Source organism: Proteiniphilum sp., assembly GCF_040307845.1.
In the GTDB taxonomy this organism is placed as follows: Bacteria; Bacteroidota; Bacteroidia; order Bacteroidales; family Dysgonomonadaceae; genus Proteiniphilum.
In genome coordinates this window covers 39,798-58,685 of sequence record NZ_JAWRIS010000016.1, presented here as the reverse complement: position 1 = coordinate 58,685, position 18,888 = coordinate 39,798, and the positions used below count along the sequence as shown (strand labels likewise).

The 18,888-nt window shown below is 44.9% G+C and carries 12 protein-coding genes; 8 read left to right on the top strand and 4 right to left on the bottom strand.

Going from position 1 to position 18,888, the window contains the following annotated elements; translation table 11 throughout:
* The first annotated feature begins 11 nt into the window (after positions 1-11).
* The 8 genes from ABV001_RS03475 to ABV001_RS03440 all read left to right on the top strand — a co-directional run bounded on the left by ABV001_RS03475 (position 12) and on the right by ABV001_RS03440 (position 12,365).
* A complete protein-coding gene (locus ABV001_RS03475; protein ID WP_352421536.1) occupies positions 12-3,080 on the top strand; it encodes a SusC/RagA family TonB-linked outer membrane protein in 3,069 nt (1,022 codons plus the stop codon).
* Between the two features lie 8 nt (positions 3,081-3,088).
* Positions 3,089-4,639 carry a SusD/RagB family nutrient-binding outer membrane lipoprotein gene (locus ABV001_RS03470; protein WP_352421535.1) on the top strand — a complete coding sequence of 517 codons (1,551 nt, stop codon included), beginning with the start codon at positions 3,089-3,091 and terminating at the stop codon, positions 4,637-4,639.
* 44 nt (positions 4,640-4,683) lie between these two features.
* Positions 4,684-5,454, top strand: coding sequence for a glucosamine-6-phosphate deaminase (locus ABV001_RS03465; RefSeq protein ID WP_352421534.1), 771 nt, complete (start codon positions 4,684-4,686; stop codon positions 5,452-5,454).
* Positions 5,451-7,487, top strand: a complete 2,037-nt coding sequence (locus ABV001_RS03460; RefSeq protein WP_352421533.1) for a dienelactone hydrolase family protein — start codon at positions 5,451-5,453, stop codon at positions 7,485-7,487. The genes ABV001_RS03465 and ABV001_RS03460 overlap by 4 nt, the downstream gene beginning before the upstream one ends.
* 18 nt (positions 7,488-7,505) lie before the next feature.
* Positions 7,506-8,948, top strand: a complete 1,443-nt coding sequence (locus tag ABV001_RS03455) for a Gfo/Idh/MocA family oxidoreductase (RefSeq protein ID WP_352421532.1) — start codon at positions 7,506-7,508, stop codon at positions 8,946-8,948.
* An 83-nt stretch (positions 8,949-9,031) separates the two neighbouring features.
* Positions 9,032-10,351 (top strand): sugar MFS transporter, encoded by a 1,320-nt coding sequence (locus tag ABV001_RS03450; protein ID WP_352421531.1) that lies wholly within the window; start codon positions 9,032-9,034, stop codon positions 10,349-10,351.
* 4 nt (positions 10,352-10,355) lie between these two features.
* Positions 10,356-11,558: an N-acetylglucosamine-6-phosphate deacetylase gene (gene nagA / locus ABV001_RS03445; RefSeq protein WP_352421530.1), complete on the top strand. Its 1,203-nt coding sequence runs from the start codon at positions 10,356-10,358 to the stop codon at positions 11,556-11,558.
* A gap of 213 nt (positions 11,559-11,771) precedes the next feature.
* Complete coding sequence (locus tag ABV001_RS03440) at positions 11,772-12,365, top strand: sigma-70 family RNA polymerase sigma factor (protein WP_352421529.1); 594 nt, start codon at positions 11,772-11,774, stop codon at positions 12,363-12,365.
* Between the two features lie 11 nt (positions 12,366-12,376).
* Here the strand turns inward: ABV001_RS03440 and ABV001_RS03435 are convergent, their stop codons facing one another.
* The 4 genes from ABV001_RS03435 to ABV001_RS03420 form a co-directional block, all read right to left on the bottom strand.
* Positions 12,377-13,267: a hypothetical protein gene (locus tag ABV001_RS03435; protein WP_352421528.1), complete on the bottom strand. Its 891-nt coding sequence runs from the start codon at positions 13,265-13,267 to the stop codon at positions 12,377-12,379.
* A gap of 112 nt (positions 13,268-13,379) precedes the next feature.
* Positions 13,380-16,487 carry an efflux RND transporter permease subunit gene (locus tag ABV001_RS03430; RefSeq protein WP_352421527.1) on the bottom strand — a complete coding sequence of 1,036 codons (3,108 nt, stop codon included), beginning with the start codon at positions 16,485-16,487 and terminating at the stop codon, positions 13,380-13,382.
* Positions 16,488-16,489: 2 nt separating this feature from the next.
* Positions 16,490-17,581 carry an efflux RND transporter periplasmic adaptor subunit gene (locus ABV001_RS03425; protein WP_352421526.1) on the bottom strand — a complete coding sequence of 364 codons (1,092 nt, stop codon included), beginning with the start codon at positions 17,579-17,581 and terminating at the stop codon, positions 16,490-16,492.
* A gap of 10 nt (positions 17,582-17,591) precedes the next feature.
* Positions 17,592-18,878, bottom strand: a complete 1,287-nt coding sequence (locus ABV001_RS03420) for a TolC family protein (protein WP_352421525.1) — start codon at positions 18,876-18,878, stop codon at positions 17,592-17,594.
* Positions 18,879-18,888: the final 10 nt, after the last annotated feature.

Here is an 18,888-nt window from a genome sequence, read left to right as displayed (position 1 = left end):
AATATATACCTATGGAACAATTAATTCAAAAATTATTTTTAGTAACAGTATGCCTCTTATTGTTGTCACTTCCTGTTTATAGTCAAGCCATATCTCTCAGGCAGGGAATTGTGATTGATAAGGTAACAAAAGAAACTTTACCGGGAGTTCAGGTTGTAGTGAAAGGCACCTCCAGGGGAGGAGTGACTGATATAGACGGGGCTTTTGAAATTGAAGCAGATAATGACGATTATTTGTCGTTTAGTATGCTTGGTTATGAACCTGAGGAAATTTTTATGGGAAACGAAACATCTTTTAAAGTTGAATTGACCCCTACCACATACGATCTTGGAGAAGTAGTAGTTACCGCATTGGGTATTGAACGAAAGACCAGGACGTTGTCCTATTCAACCCAACAAATAGACGGTTCAATAGGAGAAATAAAGGATAACAGTTCTAATATCTTAAGCAGTTTGTCAGGAAAAATATCGGGAGCGGTAATATCGACCGCGGCAACAGGACCTGGAGCCGCTGCCCGCGTGGTGCTTAGAGGAAACCGGTCCATCAGCGGGAACAATACCGCTCTGATTGTTATTGATGGTGTCCCGTATGATAATACTTCTTATGATCAAGCTACGGGTACAACCTATAATTATGGAGGAAGTGATGGTGCGGTGAATATCAATCCCGATGATGTAGCTTCTATCAATGTGCTTAAGGGCCCTTCGGCTGCTGCGTTGTATGGTAGCAGGGCGGCTAACGGAGCCATTATAATCACGACAAAACAAGGAAAAGAAGGTGGCCTGAAAGTGGAACTTAACAGCGGTATGTCTGTCGACCAGCCCCATTTATTAATCGATTTCCAGGACAAATACGGCAGAGGTAACGGAGGTGTCACAGCGGAAGGAGTCGGAGAAAGCTGGGGGGAAGCAACCCGGACTTACCCAAACAATGTAAAAGACTTTTTCGAGACCGCTTACTCTTTTAATAATACGGTGAGCCTGTATGGAGGGACGGATATGATGCAGGGGTTCGCTTCCTACACCAATAACTCCGTGGAAGGGATGATACCTGGTAATAAGCTGGAGAGGAATACCATGAACCTGAGAATAAATAACCGGTTTCATTCCAAATTCACGACCGATGCCAAGATTACTTACGTAAATCAGAGAGTGAAGAATCGTCCGCGCCTGGGAGATGCCGGAACACCTATAGAGGCGTATATCATGCCGAGGGATATGAGCGAGTCGGAGTTGAAAGATTATGAAACGATTAATCCGAATAATGGACAACCGGTACGAAAATACTGGACTACCTCTTCCATTTACGATAATCCATACTGGAGTACCAACCGGACGTCGGTAAACGAAGAACGTAACCGGGTTACCTTATTGGGCTCTGCCAAATATCAATTGCTGGATTGGCTGAGTATCATGGGACGGGTGAGTTATGACCGGTATGATGACAAGATAGACGGTTCTTTTTACGATGGTACCGTTTCGTTAGGAGATGTAAAGACCGGGGGTAAATATTACGAAACCACTTCACAATACTGGGAGAGAAACTTTGATGTATTGTTATCAGGAGAAAATACTATAGCGGAATATATAAGCCTTAACTATAATCTGGGTACCAGTTTCTTAAAGAGAAAATATGCCACTGTGACAGATATGGCCAACGGGCTTTCCATCCCAAACAAGTTCAGCCTGACCGCAGCAACCACCCCGGCATTTCAGGATGTGGGAGGATACACCAGAGCCTTGAATTCGGTATATGGTAACCTGCAGGTGGGATTTAAATCCTATTTATTCGTGGATGTGACCGGACGAAACGACTGGTCGTCCACATTGCCCTCGCCACATAGTTATTTTTATCCTTCCGTCGGACTGTCCGCCATTATATCTGATATGGTGAATATGCCTTCCTGGGTCAGCTTTGGAAAAGTAAGAGCTTCTTATACACAAGTGGGCAATGATCCCGATCCCTATTTGTTGAAACAACGATTTCTATTTGCCTTGGGGGCCGGACAGGGATTTATTTCCCGGAACCAGATAAAATCAATTCAGGATTTGAAGCCGGAAAAAACAAAGTCATACGAAGTCGGTTTGGACTGGCGGTTCCTCAATGGCCGTTTGGGTATCGATGCTACACTTTATAAGAGCAATACTATCAATCAGTTGCTGTACGTGGGGTTGCCGATGGCCAGCGGATTTAACAGACGGTATATCAATGCCGGAAATATTGAAAATAAAGGACTGGAAATCCAATTGAATGCCACTCCCCTTGAAACAAAAGACTTTAGCTGGAACACTGGCATCAATTTCTCAAGGAATATCAATAAAGTGATTGAACTGGCACCGAACACTACACAGGTCAATATTACTGATAATACGAAATATGCCACAGTGATTGTCAAGGAAGGTAGTTCTTATGGCGACCTGTATGGATGGGCATGGAAAAAAGATGATGCTACAGGAAAATATGTGGTGGATGACAGAGGATTGCCGGTAGTAGAGTCCAACCAAAAACTGGGAAATTTCAATCCCGATGCCATGTTGGGATGGAGCAACCGGTTAAGTTATAAGAATTTCAGAGTCTCATTCCTGATTGACGCACGTATCGGTGGTGAAATGGTTTCCGGTACGGACGCTTATCTCGCTGCCTATGGCGTTGCCGGTTACACGGAAAAATTCAGGGAGGGGGGCTTGGTCCTTGATGCCGTAAAGGCCGATGGATCAGCCAATACTACCGCCATCACTTCCCAACAGTTATGGACTACTGTTTCCCAGAACGGACGTGACGCCTGGGGTGATTTCTTCACCTATGACATGACAAATGTGCGTCTAAGAGAATTATCAGTCGGATATGATTTTCAATTAAAAGAAACCGCGATCATTGAATCTGCATCGCTTTCCATTACAGGAAGAAATCTGCTGTTCTTCTATAGAGGAAAATCGATCATGAATATTAACGGTATCGGTAAAAGAGATAATCCTACTGATCCTGATGCTTCTTTGGGTGCCGGGAACTATCAAGGAGTGGAATTGGGTTTGCCGCCTCTCTCAAGGTCAATCGGTCTTAATCTTAAATTAACTTTTTAATAATCAATATGATGAAAAAATATATTTACAGTTATGTGATGTCTCTCCTAATATGGATGGGTTGTACGGGAGACTTTGAAGAAATGAATACCGATCCTAATAACCTGACGGAAGTGGGTTCTCGCGAAATGCCGTTCATGTTTGCCAAAGCCCAATCATCGTCGGCTTTAAACCGCAGTTTTTACCAGACTGTACAAAATTTGGGCGCAGACCTGTATGCCCAATATTTTGCATTGACCAGTACATCTTTCTCTACTGACCGCTATGTGCTTGTCCCCGACTGGCAACGGCGTTTCTGGACTGTTGTCTATGTTGATACAGCACCTCAGTTGAAAGCAATTAAAGAGAATGCCGAACCCGGTTCGGGAGAAGAGGCCCTGGCTGATATTCTATGGGTGTATGCTTTTCATCGGTTAACTGATCATTTTGGACCTGTTCCTTATTTTCAGGCTGCTGAACCGATCGAAGTAATTCCGTACGATTCTCAGGACAAGATATATGATGATTTTTTTACCCGTCTTGCGTCAGCCGTAAATACTCTCAAGGCGCTCCCGGAGGGAACCACTGTCTTTAAAGGGTACGAATTGATGTATGACGGGGATATTCAGAAATGGGTCGCTTTTGCCAATACATTGCGCCTTCGCCTGGCATTACGCATATCGAAGGCAGATCCGGACAGGGCTAAAACCGAGGCAGAGGCAGCTGTTGCAGCCGGTGTATTGTTGGAGAATTCTCAAAATGCGCTTCTGAAAAAGGCAGAACCGGGTAATGATACGAACGGCCTATCACAAGTGGCAGCCTGGAATGAATTTGCAATGAGCTCTACCATAGCATCCTATTTGAAAGGCTACGAAGATCCACGTTTGGAAGTTTACTTCCAGCCCAATGTGACGACCGGAACATATACCAGCGTGAGAAACGGGTTACCGGCAACCCTGTTGGGAAAACCAAGGAATACCCCTTCACAGAACTCTAATGTGGGAACGTATTGGGTGACACCGAAAAGTGATAAGACTTTTAATCCGAATCTTACAGCCCCGTTCCATGTGATGTGTGCGGCCGAAGCTTATTTTCTGAGAGCAGAAGGAGCTCTGAACGGATGGAATATGGGTGGCACAGCCGGGGAGTTATACAATAAAGGCATCGAAACGAGTATGGAGCAATGGGGTATCGGGTCGGGTGAAATTGCCGGATATATCCAGTCTGAAAAGCAGCCCACAGCCCCGGAGGATGATCAGGAGTCGCCGGCCGTGGCATCCATCCCCGTAAAGTGGAGTACTGATATTGCCGAACAACGCCAACAGATAGGTACCCAGAAATGGCTGGCCATTTTTCCGGATGGCATGGAAGCCTGGGCGGAATTCAGAAGAGCGGGATATCCTGTCATGTATCCGGTTTATCAATCAGACAACCCGCTGCTTCCACAAGGGAGTTTTATCAAAAGACTACCGTTCCCATTGACAGAAGAGGCGAATAATAAGGATGAACTGGAAAAAGGCAAGGCCCTTCTGGGAGGTCCCGACAATGTCGCCACCAACCTCTGGTGGGATGTAGATTAACTGCTATATTTTCAGGATTTAATACGAAACTTAAATTAATAAAAATGACAACTGAAATTAAACAATTCAAGAAAGACAATCTTACGGTTCGTATTTTTACGGATGAGACTTCTGCCGGAAAAGGCAGTGCAGATTTTGTCGCCCAACATTTGAATGATACCGTTCAGACCAAAGGGCATGCCAATCTGATCCTGGCTACAGGTGCTTCACAATTTGCCTTTATAGAAGCTATCAGAACGCTTCCAATCGATTGGAGTAAAATTACCGTATTTCATTTGGATGAATACAAAGATCTGCATGAGTCACATCCGGCCAGTTTTCGAAGATACCTGAAAGAAAGGATACTCGATGTGGTGAAACCGTTTGAGGTGCATTATATCAATGGCGATGCAACAGAAATCGACCGAGAGGTAGCCCGTTATGAGGAATTGTTGAAAGCAGTTACAGTGAATGTTGCCTGCATAGGTATCGGCGAGAACGGGCATATCGCCTTTAATGATCCCGAAGTGGCGGATTTTAACGATCCCAAATTGGTGAAAATAGTGCAGCTGGATGATATCTCACGACAGCAGCAATTGGGAGAGGGATGGTTCTCCACCTTCGAAGAGGTGCCAAGAGAAGCCATCAGCCTGACAATCCCCGCTATCATGCGTTGTGAAGTAATCAGTTGTATGGTACCGGATGAACGAAAAGCCAATGCCGTCTACAATACATTGAATGCGAAAATATCGACAGCATGCCCGGCAACGATTTTAAGGAGGCATCCCCATGCAGTATTGTTTTTGGATAAAAACTCCGCATCTCAATTACAATGAAGCGAAACCTGTTTGTTCTCCTGTTTTTCGTTATACTCAGCAAAGGTATCCGGGGACAGAATGATCTCCCGGATATCTTTACCGGTGATAAGAATAACGATTTGATAAGTTTTTCTCTTAAGAGAGAGGCGGCAAAAGCTTATAACCTGTTACAACTCCCCCAAACTAAAGATGAATGGTTCTCCCAGAGAGAAAAACTGAGGAATGCTATTCTTCAACATGCAAGAGTATCCTATCATCCCGGCTTGCCTTTGGCATATAGGGAGACAGCCAATTATAAAAGGGAAGGGTTTTCAATTAAAAATATTTTCTTTCAGACGCGACCGCATGTATATGCCACGGCTAACTTGTATATTCCTGACGGGAACGGTCCTTTTCCTGCGGTAGTTGTGGCAATGGGACATTCACGCAATGGGAAATTGTATTCCGAGTATCAGGCATTAGGACAAACTTTGGCTTTGAACGGTTATGTTGCCATTGCCATCGATCCCTGGGGAGCGGGGGAGCGAACCACTGTCCACGGTGAGTTTGAATATCACGGGGCTAACCTGGGTGCGTCTCTGTTGAATGTGGGAGAAACTTTGATGGGAGTTCAAATTACAGACAATATGCGGGCTGTTGATCTGCTCTCATCTTTTCCATTTGTTGATAACGAAAATATTGGAGCAACCGGAGCGAGTGGGGGAGGGAATCAGGTGATGTGGCTTGCTGCCATGGATGAGCGGGTTAAAGCGGTTGTTCCGGTGGTAAGCGTAGGAACTTTTCAGTCGTATATACTGAACAGTAACTGTATATGTGAAGCATTAGACGGTGGATTGACTTTTACTGAAGAATCGGCAGTATTGGGGCTTATTGCACCCCGGGCACTGAAAATTTGTAACGGATTGCAAGATGCGAATGCGGCATTCCATCCACAGGAAATGTTGAGAAGTTTCAATGGTGCCAGGACCATATATAGATTCTATGGTGCGGATAACAACCTGTCTTACCAGATATTTGATACGCCTCATGGTTACTTTCCCGAAATGAGGGAAGCCATGCTCGGTTGGTTCGCTCTTCATTTGAAAAATGAGGGTACCGGTGCCCCGAAAAAAGAGGGGCAGTTTGTACCGCTGCCTGAATCCGAGTTAATGGTCTTTTCCAAAGGACAGCGCCCGTCAGAGGTGGTTTCTACCGAGGATTATTGCTTTAATCAGGGATCACTCCTGAGATCAAGAATGTTATCAGATAACAACATGGATATTCAGGAAAAAAAAGAAGGATTAAGACAAATATTGAGGATACCGGATGACTATGATTTGAAAACAATACACCAATTGTCAGACTTAAATGATTGGGAACGGTATATTTTGGAAACAACCACCGGAGATCTCATACCTTTATGGCTGCACTCGTCAAATAAGCATGATAATGAATATGTTTTAATTGCTAATTCAAAAGGAAAGGGTTTGATTGATGCAGATTTGATTGATGGACTTATAGCACGAGGAACCGGCGTCTGTATTGTAGATCTATGGGGTATTGGAGAGAGCGCTTCTTCCGAGGCTAAGCGTATTGACGGATCATTACCGGAATTCCACACTTTATTCCGTTCTGCGTTATGGTTGAACCAAACCATGCAAGGAATCTGGATCGGCCAGTTGGATATTGTTTTGAACTGGCTTGTCAATTCACATCAGATAAAAGAAATCACGATTGAGGCAGATAGAGAGTTGGCTGTAGCGAGCCTGTTGTCTTCTGTCCTTGGAAATAAGGCTGATAAATTAATTCTCAAAGGAATACCATTGAGTTATCTGTTTGATAAATCCGGTGATATCGATTATTTTTCCATGGCTATCCATATTCCGGACTTTTTACTTTGGGGAGATATCTCACTTGCAGTTGCAATGTCCGGTAAAGATATTACCTTTATTGATCCGGTAACTATTTCCGGAAGGGAATTAAGTAACAAAGAAATCGAAGAGTTCAGGAATGAGTTTAATCATTTTAATGCATTCCCGAAGAAACGTTCGGAGGTTCATTTTATACAATAAATATGTTTCGCCATGCAAATGAATAGAAGAAATTTCCTTAAGATAACAGGAGCTGCAACCGTATCGGCCATGTTACCGGCCAAGGGGTTAAGTAATGGAATACCGGCTGAAAATCAACCATCGGACAAGTCCTTAAAGAAAATATACAGTGAAGCGTATAAAAAACATCCTCAGAAGTTTAACATGTGCGGATATGCTGCTCCTAAACTGGAAACCGTCAGGGTTGGCTTTGTGGGCGTCGGGTCGAGAGGAAGTGCTGCGGTTGAGAGGATGAGCCATATAGAGGGCATTAGGATTGTGGCCATTTGTGATGTATTAGCCGAGCATGCGGAGAAAGCAAAAGCGCGTATCCGGACTCCGGGACATCCGGCCATGGTCTATTCTGGAAATGAAGACTCCTGGATGGAGATGTGCCGGAGGGAAGATATCGACCTTATATATGTGGCCACTCCCTGGGAACTGCATGCCCCGATTGGTATTTACTCCATGAAGCAGGGTAAGCACGTCGCATTGGAAATCCCAGCTGCAACAACTGTAGAGGATTGTTGGCGATTAGTAGAGACCTCTGAAGATACCAAAAAACATTGTGTGATTCTGGAGAACTGCTGTTATGATTTTTTTGAATTACTTAGCCTGAATCTGGCACGCAATGGATTTTTTGGAGAAATAGTGCATGCCGAGGGAGGCTATATTCATGAAATAGGGGAAAGCTTGTTCTTCAGAGGGAAGCCCGGACGCAGTTGGCGGTTAAATGAAAATATGAAAAGGAATGGGAATCTCTATCCGACACATGGATTGGGTCCCGTAGCACAAATCATGGATATCAACCGGGGAAACCGGATGGAATATATGGTGTCAATGTCTTCAGATGATTTTTTAATGGATCAATATGCCAAAGAATTGTCGCAAAAAGAAGATTATTTTAAACAATTCGAAGGAGCTCCGTTCCGGGGTAACATGAATAATTCAGTCATAAAAACGGTAAAAGGACAAACAATTCTCATACAGCATGACATCACCACACCACGGCCTTACTCCCGATTGCATACCATAAGCGGGACAAAAGCCACCGCGCAGAAATACCCTCTTCCTCCCCGTCTGTCCATAGCTGAGGATCACCAGGAGTGGTTGTCTGAGGATAAATTCAGGGAAATTGAACTGCAATATAATCCTCCCATCATAAAAAAGATGCAGGATATTGCCAAAGAGATCGGGGGGCATGGCGGAATGGACTTTTTGATGGATTGGAGATTGATTGATTGTTTGCGGAACGGCCTGCCGGTGGATATGGATGTATACGACGCTGCTTCATGGAGTGTCATTGGTCCGTTAAGCGAATGGTCGGTAGCCAATCGGTCAGCGCCGATAGATATCCCTGACTTTACAAATGGAGCATGGAGAACAAACCGGCCTCATGATATTAGTTTGACAAACGGAGGAACGACCGGGGTGGTTGTCTAAAATTTCCCTTGACTGCTCTGGAGATTTTCAACTCCCTGTGAATAAAAGAAAGAAAAACCAATCAATAAGATAATATTTTCTTGATGGACAAAAAAGTTTTTTATATCTCGATGGGTATTCTGGCTGTGATGTACTTTGTCTTTGGCCTGGTATCATGGGTGAATGCAATACTAATCCCTTACTTCAAGATTGCCCTCGAACTGACACATTTTCAGTCGTATTTTGTGACTTTTGCCTTTTATATAGCCTATTTTGTAATGGCGATCCCCTCGGGATTTTTATTAAACAAAGTGGGATATAAAAAAGGTATTATGAGCGGATTCATATTCCTCTCATTAGGGGCGCTTATTTTTGTGCCGGCAGCTCTTACACAGCAATATGTGGTTTTTCTTATCGGACTCTATTGTCTGGGAACAGGGCTTGCTATCCTTCAGACGGCTGCAAATCCTTATGTCACTATGATCGGGCCGATTGACAGTGCCGCACAGAGAATGAGTGTGATGGGGATTTTTAATAAGTCGGCAGGGATCATTGCTCCTTTGCTTTTTGCAGCAGTGGTGTTCAAATCGACCGACGACGCTACCTTTGCCTTACTTGAAGCCGGTACACTCTCCGAAACAGAGAAAAATATTATTCTGCAGGAACTGATCCGGAGGGTAATTATGCCCTATTCCATCCTGGCTGTGCTTTTATTGTTGATAGGTATCGGCATAAGATATTCAGTATTGCCGGAAATAGAGGAACCCGAGGACGAAACTCCAGCGGAAAATGACACTTTAACGCCGGTTGTAAATGAGGCAAAGAAATCTCTTTTGGATTATCCTTATCTTATCTTTGGCGCTATTGCGATTTTCCTGCATGTGGGCACGCAAGTGGTAGCCATTGATACTATCATCAATTATGCGGGATCGATGGGCATCGGTCTTTTGGATGCCAAGTTCTTTCCCTCCTATACGCTAATATGTACAATCATTGGTTATTTATTGGGTATATTGCTTATTCCCCGGTTCGTTTCACAAAAGAGAGCCTTGCAATTTTGTACCGCACTTGGCTTACTCCTTTCCTTGGGGGTGGTGTTGGCTGATCATACTGTTTCACTGTTCGGGCATACCGGGAATATCTCGATATGGTTTTTAGCCTCGATCGGACTTCCTAACGCATTGATATATGCCGGTATATGGCCTTTGTCGATCCATAATTTGGGTAAATTAACCAAGACGGGGTCTTCGCTTTTGATTATGGGGTTAAGCGGAAATGCCATCCTGCCGCTGATCTATGGTGCGATAGGAGACCATTATGGATTGAGGACAGGATACTGGGTACTGATTCCCTGTTTTATTTATTTAGTGTGGTTTGCTTTTCAGGGGCATACGATTAATAGTTGGAAACGAGAAAAAAAATGACAAAATGGAAAGATTGATAATTGAACGGGGTAAAGTCATCTTCCCTGATCATATAGCGGAAGATGTTTCAATCATCTGCGAAGGAGGAAAGATTACAGATATTGTCCCTTCGTCGGCAGTTGCTCCGTCAGATTCGGACAAGCGGATCGATGCCTCAGGAATGTATGTTTCTCCCGGATTCATTGATATCCACCTTCACGGTGGCGGTGGTCACGATTTTATGGATGGTACGGTAGAGGCATTTCTGGGAGCCGCTGAGTTGCATGCCCGTTATGGTACCACCGCGATGGTGCCGACTACCCTCACAAGTACAACCGAAGAATTAATGAATATTTTCTCGGTGTATCGGGAGGCGGTAAAAAAGAACAGGAGAGGAGCTAAATTTCTGGGGCTCCATCTCGAAGGTCCTTATTTTTCGTATAACCAACGGGGAGCACAAGATCCTAAATATCTTCGTAATCCTGAACCGGAAGAATATATGCATATCCTGGCATCCTCAGAAGATATTGTTCGATGGAGCCTGGCTCCCGAATTACCCGGCGCGCTGGATCTGGGGCGGGAACTGGTGTCGAGAGATATTCTTGTGGCCGTGGCACATAGCGATGCGGTATACGAAGAAGTGGAATTGGCGTTTAAAGAAGGATTTACCCATATTACACATTTATATTCGGGGATGTCTTCGGTAACACGTCACAACGCCTTTCGATATGCGGGAGTCGTGGAATCAGCTTATCTCATTGACGATATGACGGTAGAGATTATAGCCGACGGAGTGCATCTTCCTCGTCCGTTGTTACAGTTTGCCTATAAGTTCAAAGGAGCCGATAAGATCGCACTTTGTACCGATGCGATGCGTGGAGCCGGGATGCCTGATGGTGAGTCTGTTTTAGGGAGCCTCAAGGAAGGACAACGGGTGATTATCGAGGATGGTGTGGCTAAACTGCCCGATCGTTCGGCTTTCGCCGGTAGCGTAGCTACAGCTGACCGGTTGATACGAACTATGGTGAACATAGCTAAAGTACCACTGATGGACGCTGTGAAAATGATGACACTTACGCCTGCCAGAATTATGAAGATTGATGGACAAAAAGGAAGTCTTAAATCCGGAAAAGACGCTGATCTGGTGATCTTCGATGAAAACATACGAGTGGTATGTACCGTGTCGGAAGGAACAGTGATATACGATACATTCAGGATAAATTTATAATACAGTCGACCGTTACATGAAACGATTATTTTCCGTTCAATAAAAAATACTATTTTAGGAAGTGAAATAGAAATTCATCATTTATTTTTTTGGTAGTTATACTTTTTTTGTTTTTCTTTGTTTTAATAAATTTAATTTTTTAAACGCTAAAATCATTTGCCTATAAGTCCTCTTTACTCAATTGACATTACATAACAATCAAGAAGTAAAGCAATGGAAACTTTCTGCACGATGACCGATGAGGAATTGGTCGTTTCGTATGCCGACGGCAATGACTATGCGTTTGATCTGCTCCTCAACCGGCATAAGCAATCTCTTTACACTTATATTTATTACACGGTCCGCGATCAGGAGCTGGCTGAAGACATCTTTCAAGATACCTTCTTCAAGGCTATTACCACTATCAGGCAGGGCCGATACACTGAAACGGGCAAGTTCAAGGCGTGGCTTACCCGTATCGCACATAACCTGATCATCGATTATTTCCGTCAGAAAAAAAATGAAAACACCGTCTCCAATGATGACTATGAGTTCGACCTGTTCAATAATTCTTCCCTGTGCGATGAAACGGTAGAGATGAAAATGGTGAAAAACCAGGTGTTCAGTGATGTGAAGAGGCTGATTGATTTTCTGCCGGACGAGCAACGTGAAGTCTTACAGATGCGGTATTATGGGGATTTGAGTTTCAAGGAGATTGCGGAAGTCACAGGAGTGAGTATCAATACTGCCCTTGGACGTATGCGTTACGCCATTCTCAACATGCGTAAACTGGCCACTGACCATAAAATGATTTTAACGATCAATTGATGGGGTGATTATTATTTGCCCGGCCTGAAGAGCAGTTCCAGTTTGGGCTGCGGTCGCATTTTGCCAGAGAACATATCGCGTACCCAGATCATACCGCCTTCCACGCCCATGGTAGGCTTGAACCAGTACTCCACTGAGCCGCCATAATAAGGTGTATTCATCATCGGAAGCATGGGACCGGACTGGTTATTGTGCTTCATGACAGGCATACCCCCGTAGGCATTCAGATACCAGTCGTCGCTAAGCCGGTAACGCCCATGCAGGTCGAGCATCACTGCCGACTGGTTGACATTGTACTGATTGCCCGCGGTCTTTAAATAGGTCGCTCCTCCATCAAACATCAGGTTACGATTCACCTGGTAGCTTGCGTTCATGCCAATATTCCAGAAAGGTATCTCGTCGAAATTGGAGTTGTAACCTCCGCTGATACCCATCATCAACGCCGGATTGATCATATAGCGGGCACCCGCATCCAATATATAGTAATAGCCTTTGCCGAACATGGGGGTCTCCACCATGCCAAGGGTGGTCGAAGAATGCAGCAGAAGATTAGGTGTTGGCATCATAGAGGCTATGGCGGTCCGGCTCTTGCTGTTGATAAAATCGGACGCGGCACCATCCCAATAAATGGGAGGAAATATTCCTTCTTCATCCGTATGTTGCGGTGATAGTGTAAATTTTTGATAGGGAGTAAACTGCGGCATAAAATTCTCCATCGGGTTCAGTCGGGGCAGTCTTAACGGAAGTTGTCCGGATTGAAGGGAGTCGGACAGTGAGGGCATTTCTCCCGAAACGCCGGTTTTCAATTCCAGGCTATCTTGTTTCACCGGAATTTCCTGTGCAAAAATCCTCGCCTGGGTGAAGAGGAGAACTATTAAAAGCGAAATATAAAGGCGTTTCATACAGCTTACGGTGTTAAGAGTTATCCTATGAAAACAAAAGTACATGAAAATTAAGGCATTTCCAAGCGCATGAAATGAAAAAATGTAAAAAGAGTAATTGTTTGCAACTCCATCAACTTATCGTGGATGAGTTTGATCTTTTATCTCTCCGGTAAGCAAAATAAAACACCTGTGGTAGTACGGTAAAAGAGAGTATCATACATATTATTATACCGCCGACAATCATAATCGCCAATGGCTTTTGAATTTCGGAACCCATGCCTGAAGATAAGGCAGCAGGCAACAATCCCATTGATCCCATCAAGGCGACCATTAAGATCGGACGTATCCGTTCGCTAACGGCTTCGTCAATGGCCAACCGGAGATTTCGTGAACTTTGCATTCGTTGTTTCATCAGAGAGATGAGAAGTATACCGTTAATAGCTGTAATACCGAAAAGGATGATAAATCCCACGCCCGCCGATATGCCGAACACCGTTCCTGTCACCCAAAGGGAGATAAAGCCGCCGATAAAGGCATAGGGCATGGCACTTGCTGCTATCAGCGTGTCTTTTATCGTCCCAAAATTAAGATAAAGTAGGAACAGGATCAAAACAAGTGCCGACGGCACGATTACCATTAGCCGTTTTGTGGCACGTTGCTGGCTTTCAAATTCACCTGCCCATTCCATTTTATTTTCTACCTCTAACTCTACCTTTTCACTCACTCTTTTCTGAGCTTCGGCAATGGCGGAACCCAGATCCCGGTCGCGGATACTGAACCCTACACCCACATAGCGACTGCTTCCGTCACGGTAAATAAAAGTAGGGCCCGTGATGAAATTGATATCCGCAATTTCTTTCAAAGGGACATATTTCCCATCCATAGTGGGAATTAATATATTGCCGATTTTGTCTTCATTGTCGCGGTATTCTTTCTGAAAACGTAAGCGTACGTCAAAGATGCGTTCCCCCTCGTAGAACTGCGTGGCAGCTTTCCCGCCGATCGCCATCTCTGCTACCGATTGTGCATCGGCCATTGAGACGGCATAACGAGCCATTTTCGACTCGTCCAGTTTTATTTGCAATTCGGGCAGACCGATGCTTCGGAAAACATTAACATCCTCCACACCACGGATGTCCTTAATCGTTGCCGCTGTTCGGTCGGCCAATGCCTCCAATTGTTGAAGGTCGTTTCCGAAGATCTTGATGACAAGGGCGCTTTTCACTCCGGCCACATATTCTTCCACATTGTCCTGTATGGGTTGGCTAAATCCGAGGGTGACACCAGGATAGATATCTATCGCCTCTTTTATTTCCATGATAAGGTCTTCTTTTTTTATTTTCCGCTTCCACTCCTTTTCGGGTCTCAACTGAGTATGAAATTCAATATTGAAAAAACCGGTCGGGTCGGTTCCGTCGTTTGGCCTTCCCGTTTGCGACAGCACGAACTGCACTTCATCAAAAGAGCGTATCTTTTGCTTCATCTGCTTGGTAATTTCCACCGATTCGTCAAGATTGACGCTGTTGGGAAGGGTTGCCCGGATATAAATGGCCCCTTCGTTCATGCTTGGTATAAATTCTGTTCCCCAGAATGAAAAACGAACGGTACAGAGGAGTAATAAGAAGCAAAAGCCGGCCAAAATACCTTTCCGGTAGCGGCAGCTAAAGGCATAGACACGGTAGGTATTATGGATGAAAAAACGGCTAAACACATTTGATTTTTCTTTGAGCGGCTTGTTGAGCATTATTTTGCACATCACGGGGACATAGGTCAATGACAAGGTCAAGGAGCCTAAAAGGGCATATCCCAATGTGAACGCCAATGGTGAAAACATTTTCCCTTCCACCTTCTGAAAGGAGAAGATGGGGAATAAAGCCACCATTAAAATGATCTGGGCAAAGAAAATATAGGATGCCACACTTCCCGCGCTTTTTTTAATCAGACCCGATTTGGCGCTTTTCGTGTAACGGATACCCAATTCCTCGGAGCGTTTGACCACAGCCACAAAAATCACTTCCACAATCACCAATGTCCCTTCCAGCAACAATCCGAAGTCGAGCGCCCCCATTGAAATCAGGTTTGCGGGAAGCCCCTGTATCCGCAGCATGATGATGGCAAACAGAAATGAAAGTGGAATAACCGTTGAAACGATGAGCGTCGTGCGCCAGTTGAACAGGAAAACGAACACCACTACAGAAACAAGAATAATGCCTTCCAACAGATTTTTCAATACCGTACTGACGGTTGCATCAACTAAAGTTGTACGGTCGAGAAAGGGTTCTATCCTTACATTTTCGGGCAGGACATGTTCGTTCAGTTCCGTTATTTTCTCTTTCAGGTATTTGATAACCTCTCCCGGGTTTTGCCCGCGGAGCATCACAACGATCCCCTGTACCAAATCATCATCATCATCAAGACCCACCTGCCCCAAGCGAGGTTTGGACGATATATCCACCGTGGCCACCTGTTTCACCCGGATGGGAGTGCTACCTCTGACCTCAATCAGGATGTTTTCAATGTCTTCGATGCTTTCCAGCAGCCCGACTCCCCGCACTACGAAAGCTTGGCTTCCTTTCTGTATAATGTCTCCTCCCACGTTGATATTGCTGTTTGAAACGGCTTCATAGACATCTAAAGGAGAAAGGTTGTAGTTGGCCAATTCGGTTGGGTTTACTTTTATTTCGAAAATCTTGTCCTCGCCGCCGAAAGTATTGATACTTGCCACCCCGGGCACGGAAAGCAATTCCCGTTCGATGACCCATTCGTTGATCGCCGTGACTTCACGTATCGGCAGGTCACTTTTGATCACATAACGGTATATCTCACCTGTGGCACCTGACGGCGGCTCAATGGAGGCTTCTGCTCCCTCGGGCAGATCGAGGTCTTGCATCCGGTTGGATGAATATTGCTGTGCGAAAAAATCATCGACACCATCTTCAAAAATAACAGTAACGACCGACAAGCCGAAGAGGGACGTGGAACGTACGTCTGTCTTGCGCGGAATGGTGTTCATTTCCCGCATGATGGGCAGGGTCACGAATTTCTCCACCTCCTCGGCACTACGTCCAGGCCATTGGGTGATTACCCGTACCCGTGTGTTAGTGACGTCGGGATAAGCTTCTATCGGTGTGTTGATAAAGCAGACGATTCCGGCAACCAACAGTATGGCAGTAAGGAACAGAATAAGGACATGGTTTCTGAGTGAGAAGGCGATGATATTTTCAACAAATTTGTGCATAATTATTTCTCGTTAAGACCTGAATAAATAAGCAGTTGCCCGCTTATAACCACCTCATCGCCTTCCGATATGCCGGAACGGACATAGGAGGTATTTTCGTTGTGCCCCTGCAACTGTATTTCATTTATTTGAAAATTGTCTCCATCGTTTTTTGTCACGACGAAATAGCGGTTGTCATCAAAAATCAGCGCGTCAGACGGAATGGCGACAACTCTTTCGTCCGTTTCATTTCTCAGATGGACTACGACCGGCATCTCCGGTTTCAGTTTCAGGTCTTGATTAGGCATGGTAATCCTTGCTTTCAGGACTTTGTCGTCGGGATCGAACACTTGTGAAAGTCTGTCTATTTTGCCATCAAAAACTTCTCCGGGATAGGATAGGGTGGTGAAATTAACTTCCATCCCTTCTTTTACGAATTGCAGGTTTCCGGCATATACATTGGCCATCACCCACACCTCACTCAGATCGGCGATGGTAAACAACGCCTCGTCGCCTGATGATATGGTACTGCCTGAAGAGACTCTTTTAGAGACGATATAACCCGAAGCGGGAGCTTTGAGTGAAAAAACGCCACTCCCTTTATCCGAGCCAAAGAGGCGCATGTCGTTTTGTACCCTTGCCAATGTGGCTTGGGTTTGCTTGAGTTTAGACTCGGCCTCCATCAACTCCCTCTCGGAAAGCATATTGTCGTTGAACATCTCCCGGGCGGTTTTTACTTCTCTTTCCACCACATTGATTTCTGCCTGTAACGAGACAAGTTCAGATTGCAAGGCTGATAAATCTGCACTGCGGACATCTAAAAGCGTTTCCCCTTTCCCTACCTTGTCGCCCATCGAGAAATAGACTTTCTCTACTATTCCTCCGATCAATGGAAAATAATGGACTACTTTGTCGGGATCGTACTCTACCTTCCCATTGAGGGTTAGTGTCTCTTTCTGACGGCCGGCAGCAGCTTTTACCGTTTTTACGGTCGAAAGGAAATCGGGATTGATTACCGGGCGGTCTCCTGTATTTTCTGTACGGTCCCCCGTGCAGGAATTGGATAGGAAAATAAGTGGTGTGAGCGTGAGCAACACAATTTTTTTTACTGTCATAAAGCTTTGTCTATTGTATGTCGGATCCTGTAGCATATTGAAGTTCGCTGAACGAAACGTACCTGTTTTTACGTGCTGTAAGCAGTGTTTGCTTATTACTGCGGTACGATTCCATAAAGTCGATATATTCCAGCATGCTGATATTTTTGTTGAGCAGGTTTTTGGTGTATAGCTCGAACATCTTGTCCAGTTCGGTCAAGAGTTCGTTGTCCGCGATTTTTTGGTAAAAATTATATGCCTGGGCGTAATTGGCAAAGGCTTCCGTAATTTCGTGGAGGACGGTGTTCTGTTGTTGCTGAACAAGGTGCCGGCTCTGGTAGAGGCCGATCCTGGCCGCTTTTATATTGCCTTGGTTCCGGTTCAGGAAAGGAAGGTCGAAACTGAAGCCCACACCCGCGAAATCTTTCCAGATACCTCCGTAGCGGTCGTAACTGACGTTTAACGTAATGTCGGGGATGCGTTGCGATTTTTCGTAAATCAATGATTTTTCATAGAAATGGGTTTGTAGCTCACTCCGTTTCAGGTCGGGACGTGACTCGAAAGCGATTTCGAATAAAGAGGCCAACCGCATCGGATCGGGATCGGGCATGTTCTCTCCACCCGGTTCAATCTCAATCCGTATGAAAGGAGAAATATTCAACAGGGACTTGAGATCCTTCTGTTGTGCATTGAAATCGACTTCCGTCTCGTTCATTTCCTTTTCCAACTCCAACAAGCCGGACTGCAGCCTGAGCAGTTCGGTCTTTGCTATGTTTCCCTGCGCCACCTGTTTCTTATAAGCGGCGATCAATTGTTCCAGCGATTTTTGCTGGGTGGATAATACTTCACGGTACGATTGCAGGTATGCTGCTTCTCCGATTAGCTTTCTCAGTTCCGCTTTTAATCCTCTCAATACCTCTTCAAACTCCTCAATGGCCATTTCCCTGGATACTTCCGTCTGTTTTACAAGCTTGCTCCGTTTGCGGGAAGTCCGGATAATCTGGTTGAGTTCCACGCTGAACTGGGCGTTTTTAGGGAAGGATCCCATCTCCAGCTCTTTCCTCTGCCTGTCGCTTCCCCAGAAGTTTACCGAGCCGACTGTCAATTCTGGATTATCCCAAAGTTTGGCTTGTGCTATTTCAGCGTCGGCAAGGCTGATATTCATCTTTTCCGCTATCAGTTGAAGGTTCTGTTCGAGGAACAAGGCTTCGATTTGTGATGGTGTATATCGCTTCACTTCCCATTGCTGAGCGGAAATATCGAATGGGAGAAATATCAATAGGAAATTTAAAAAAAATAATTGTGGGATTATTTTCATCTTTTCATCT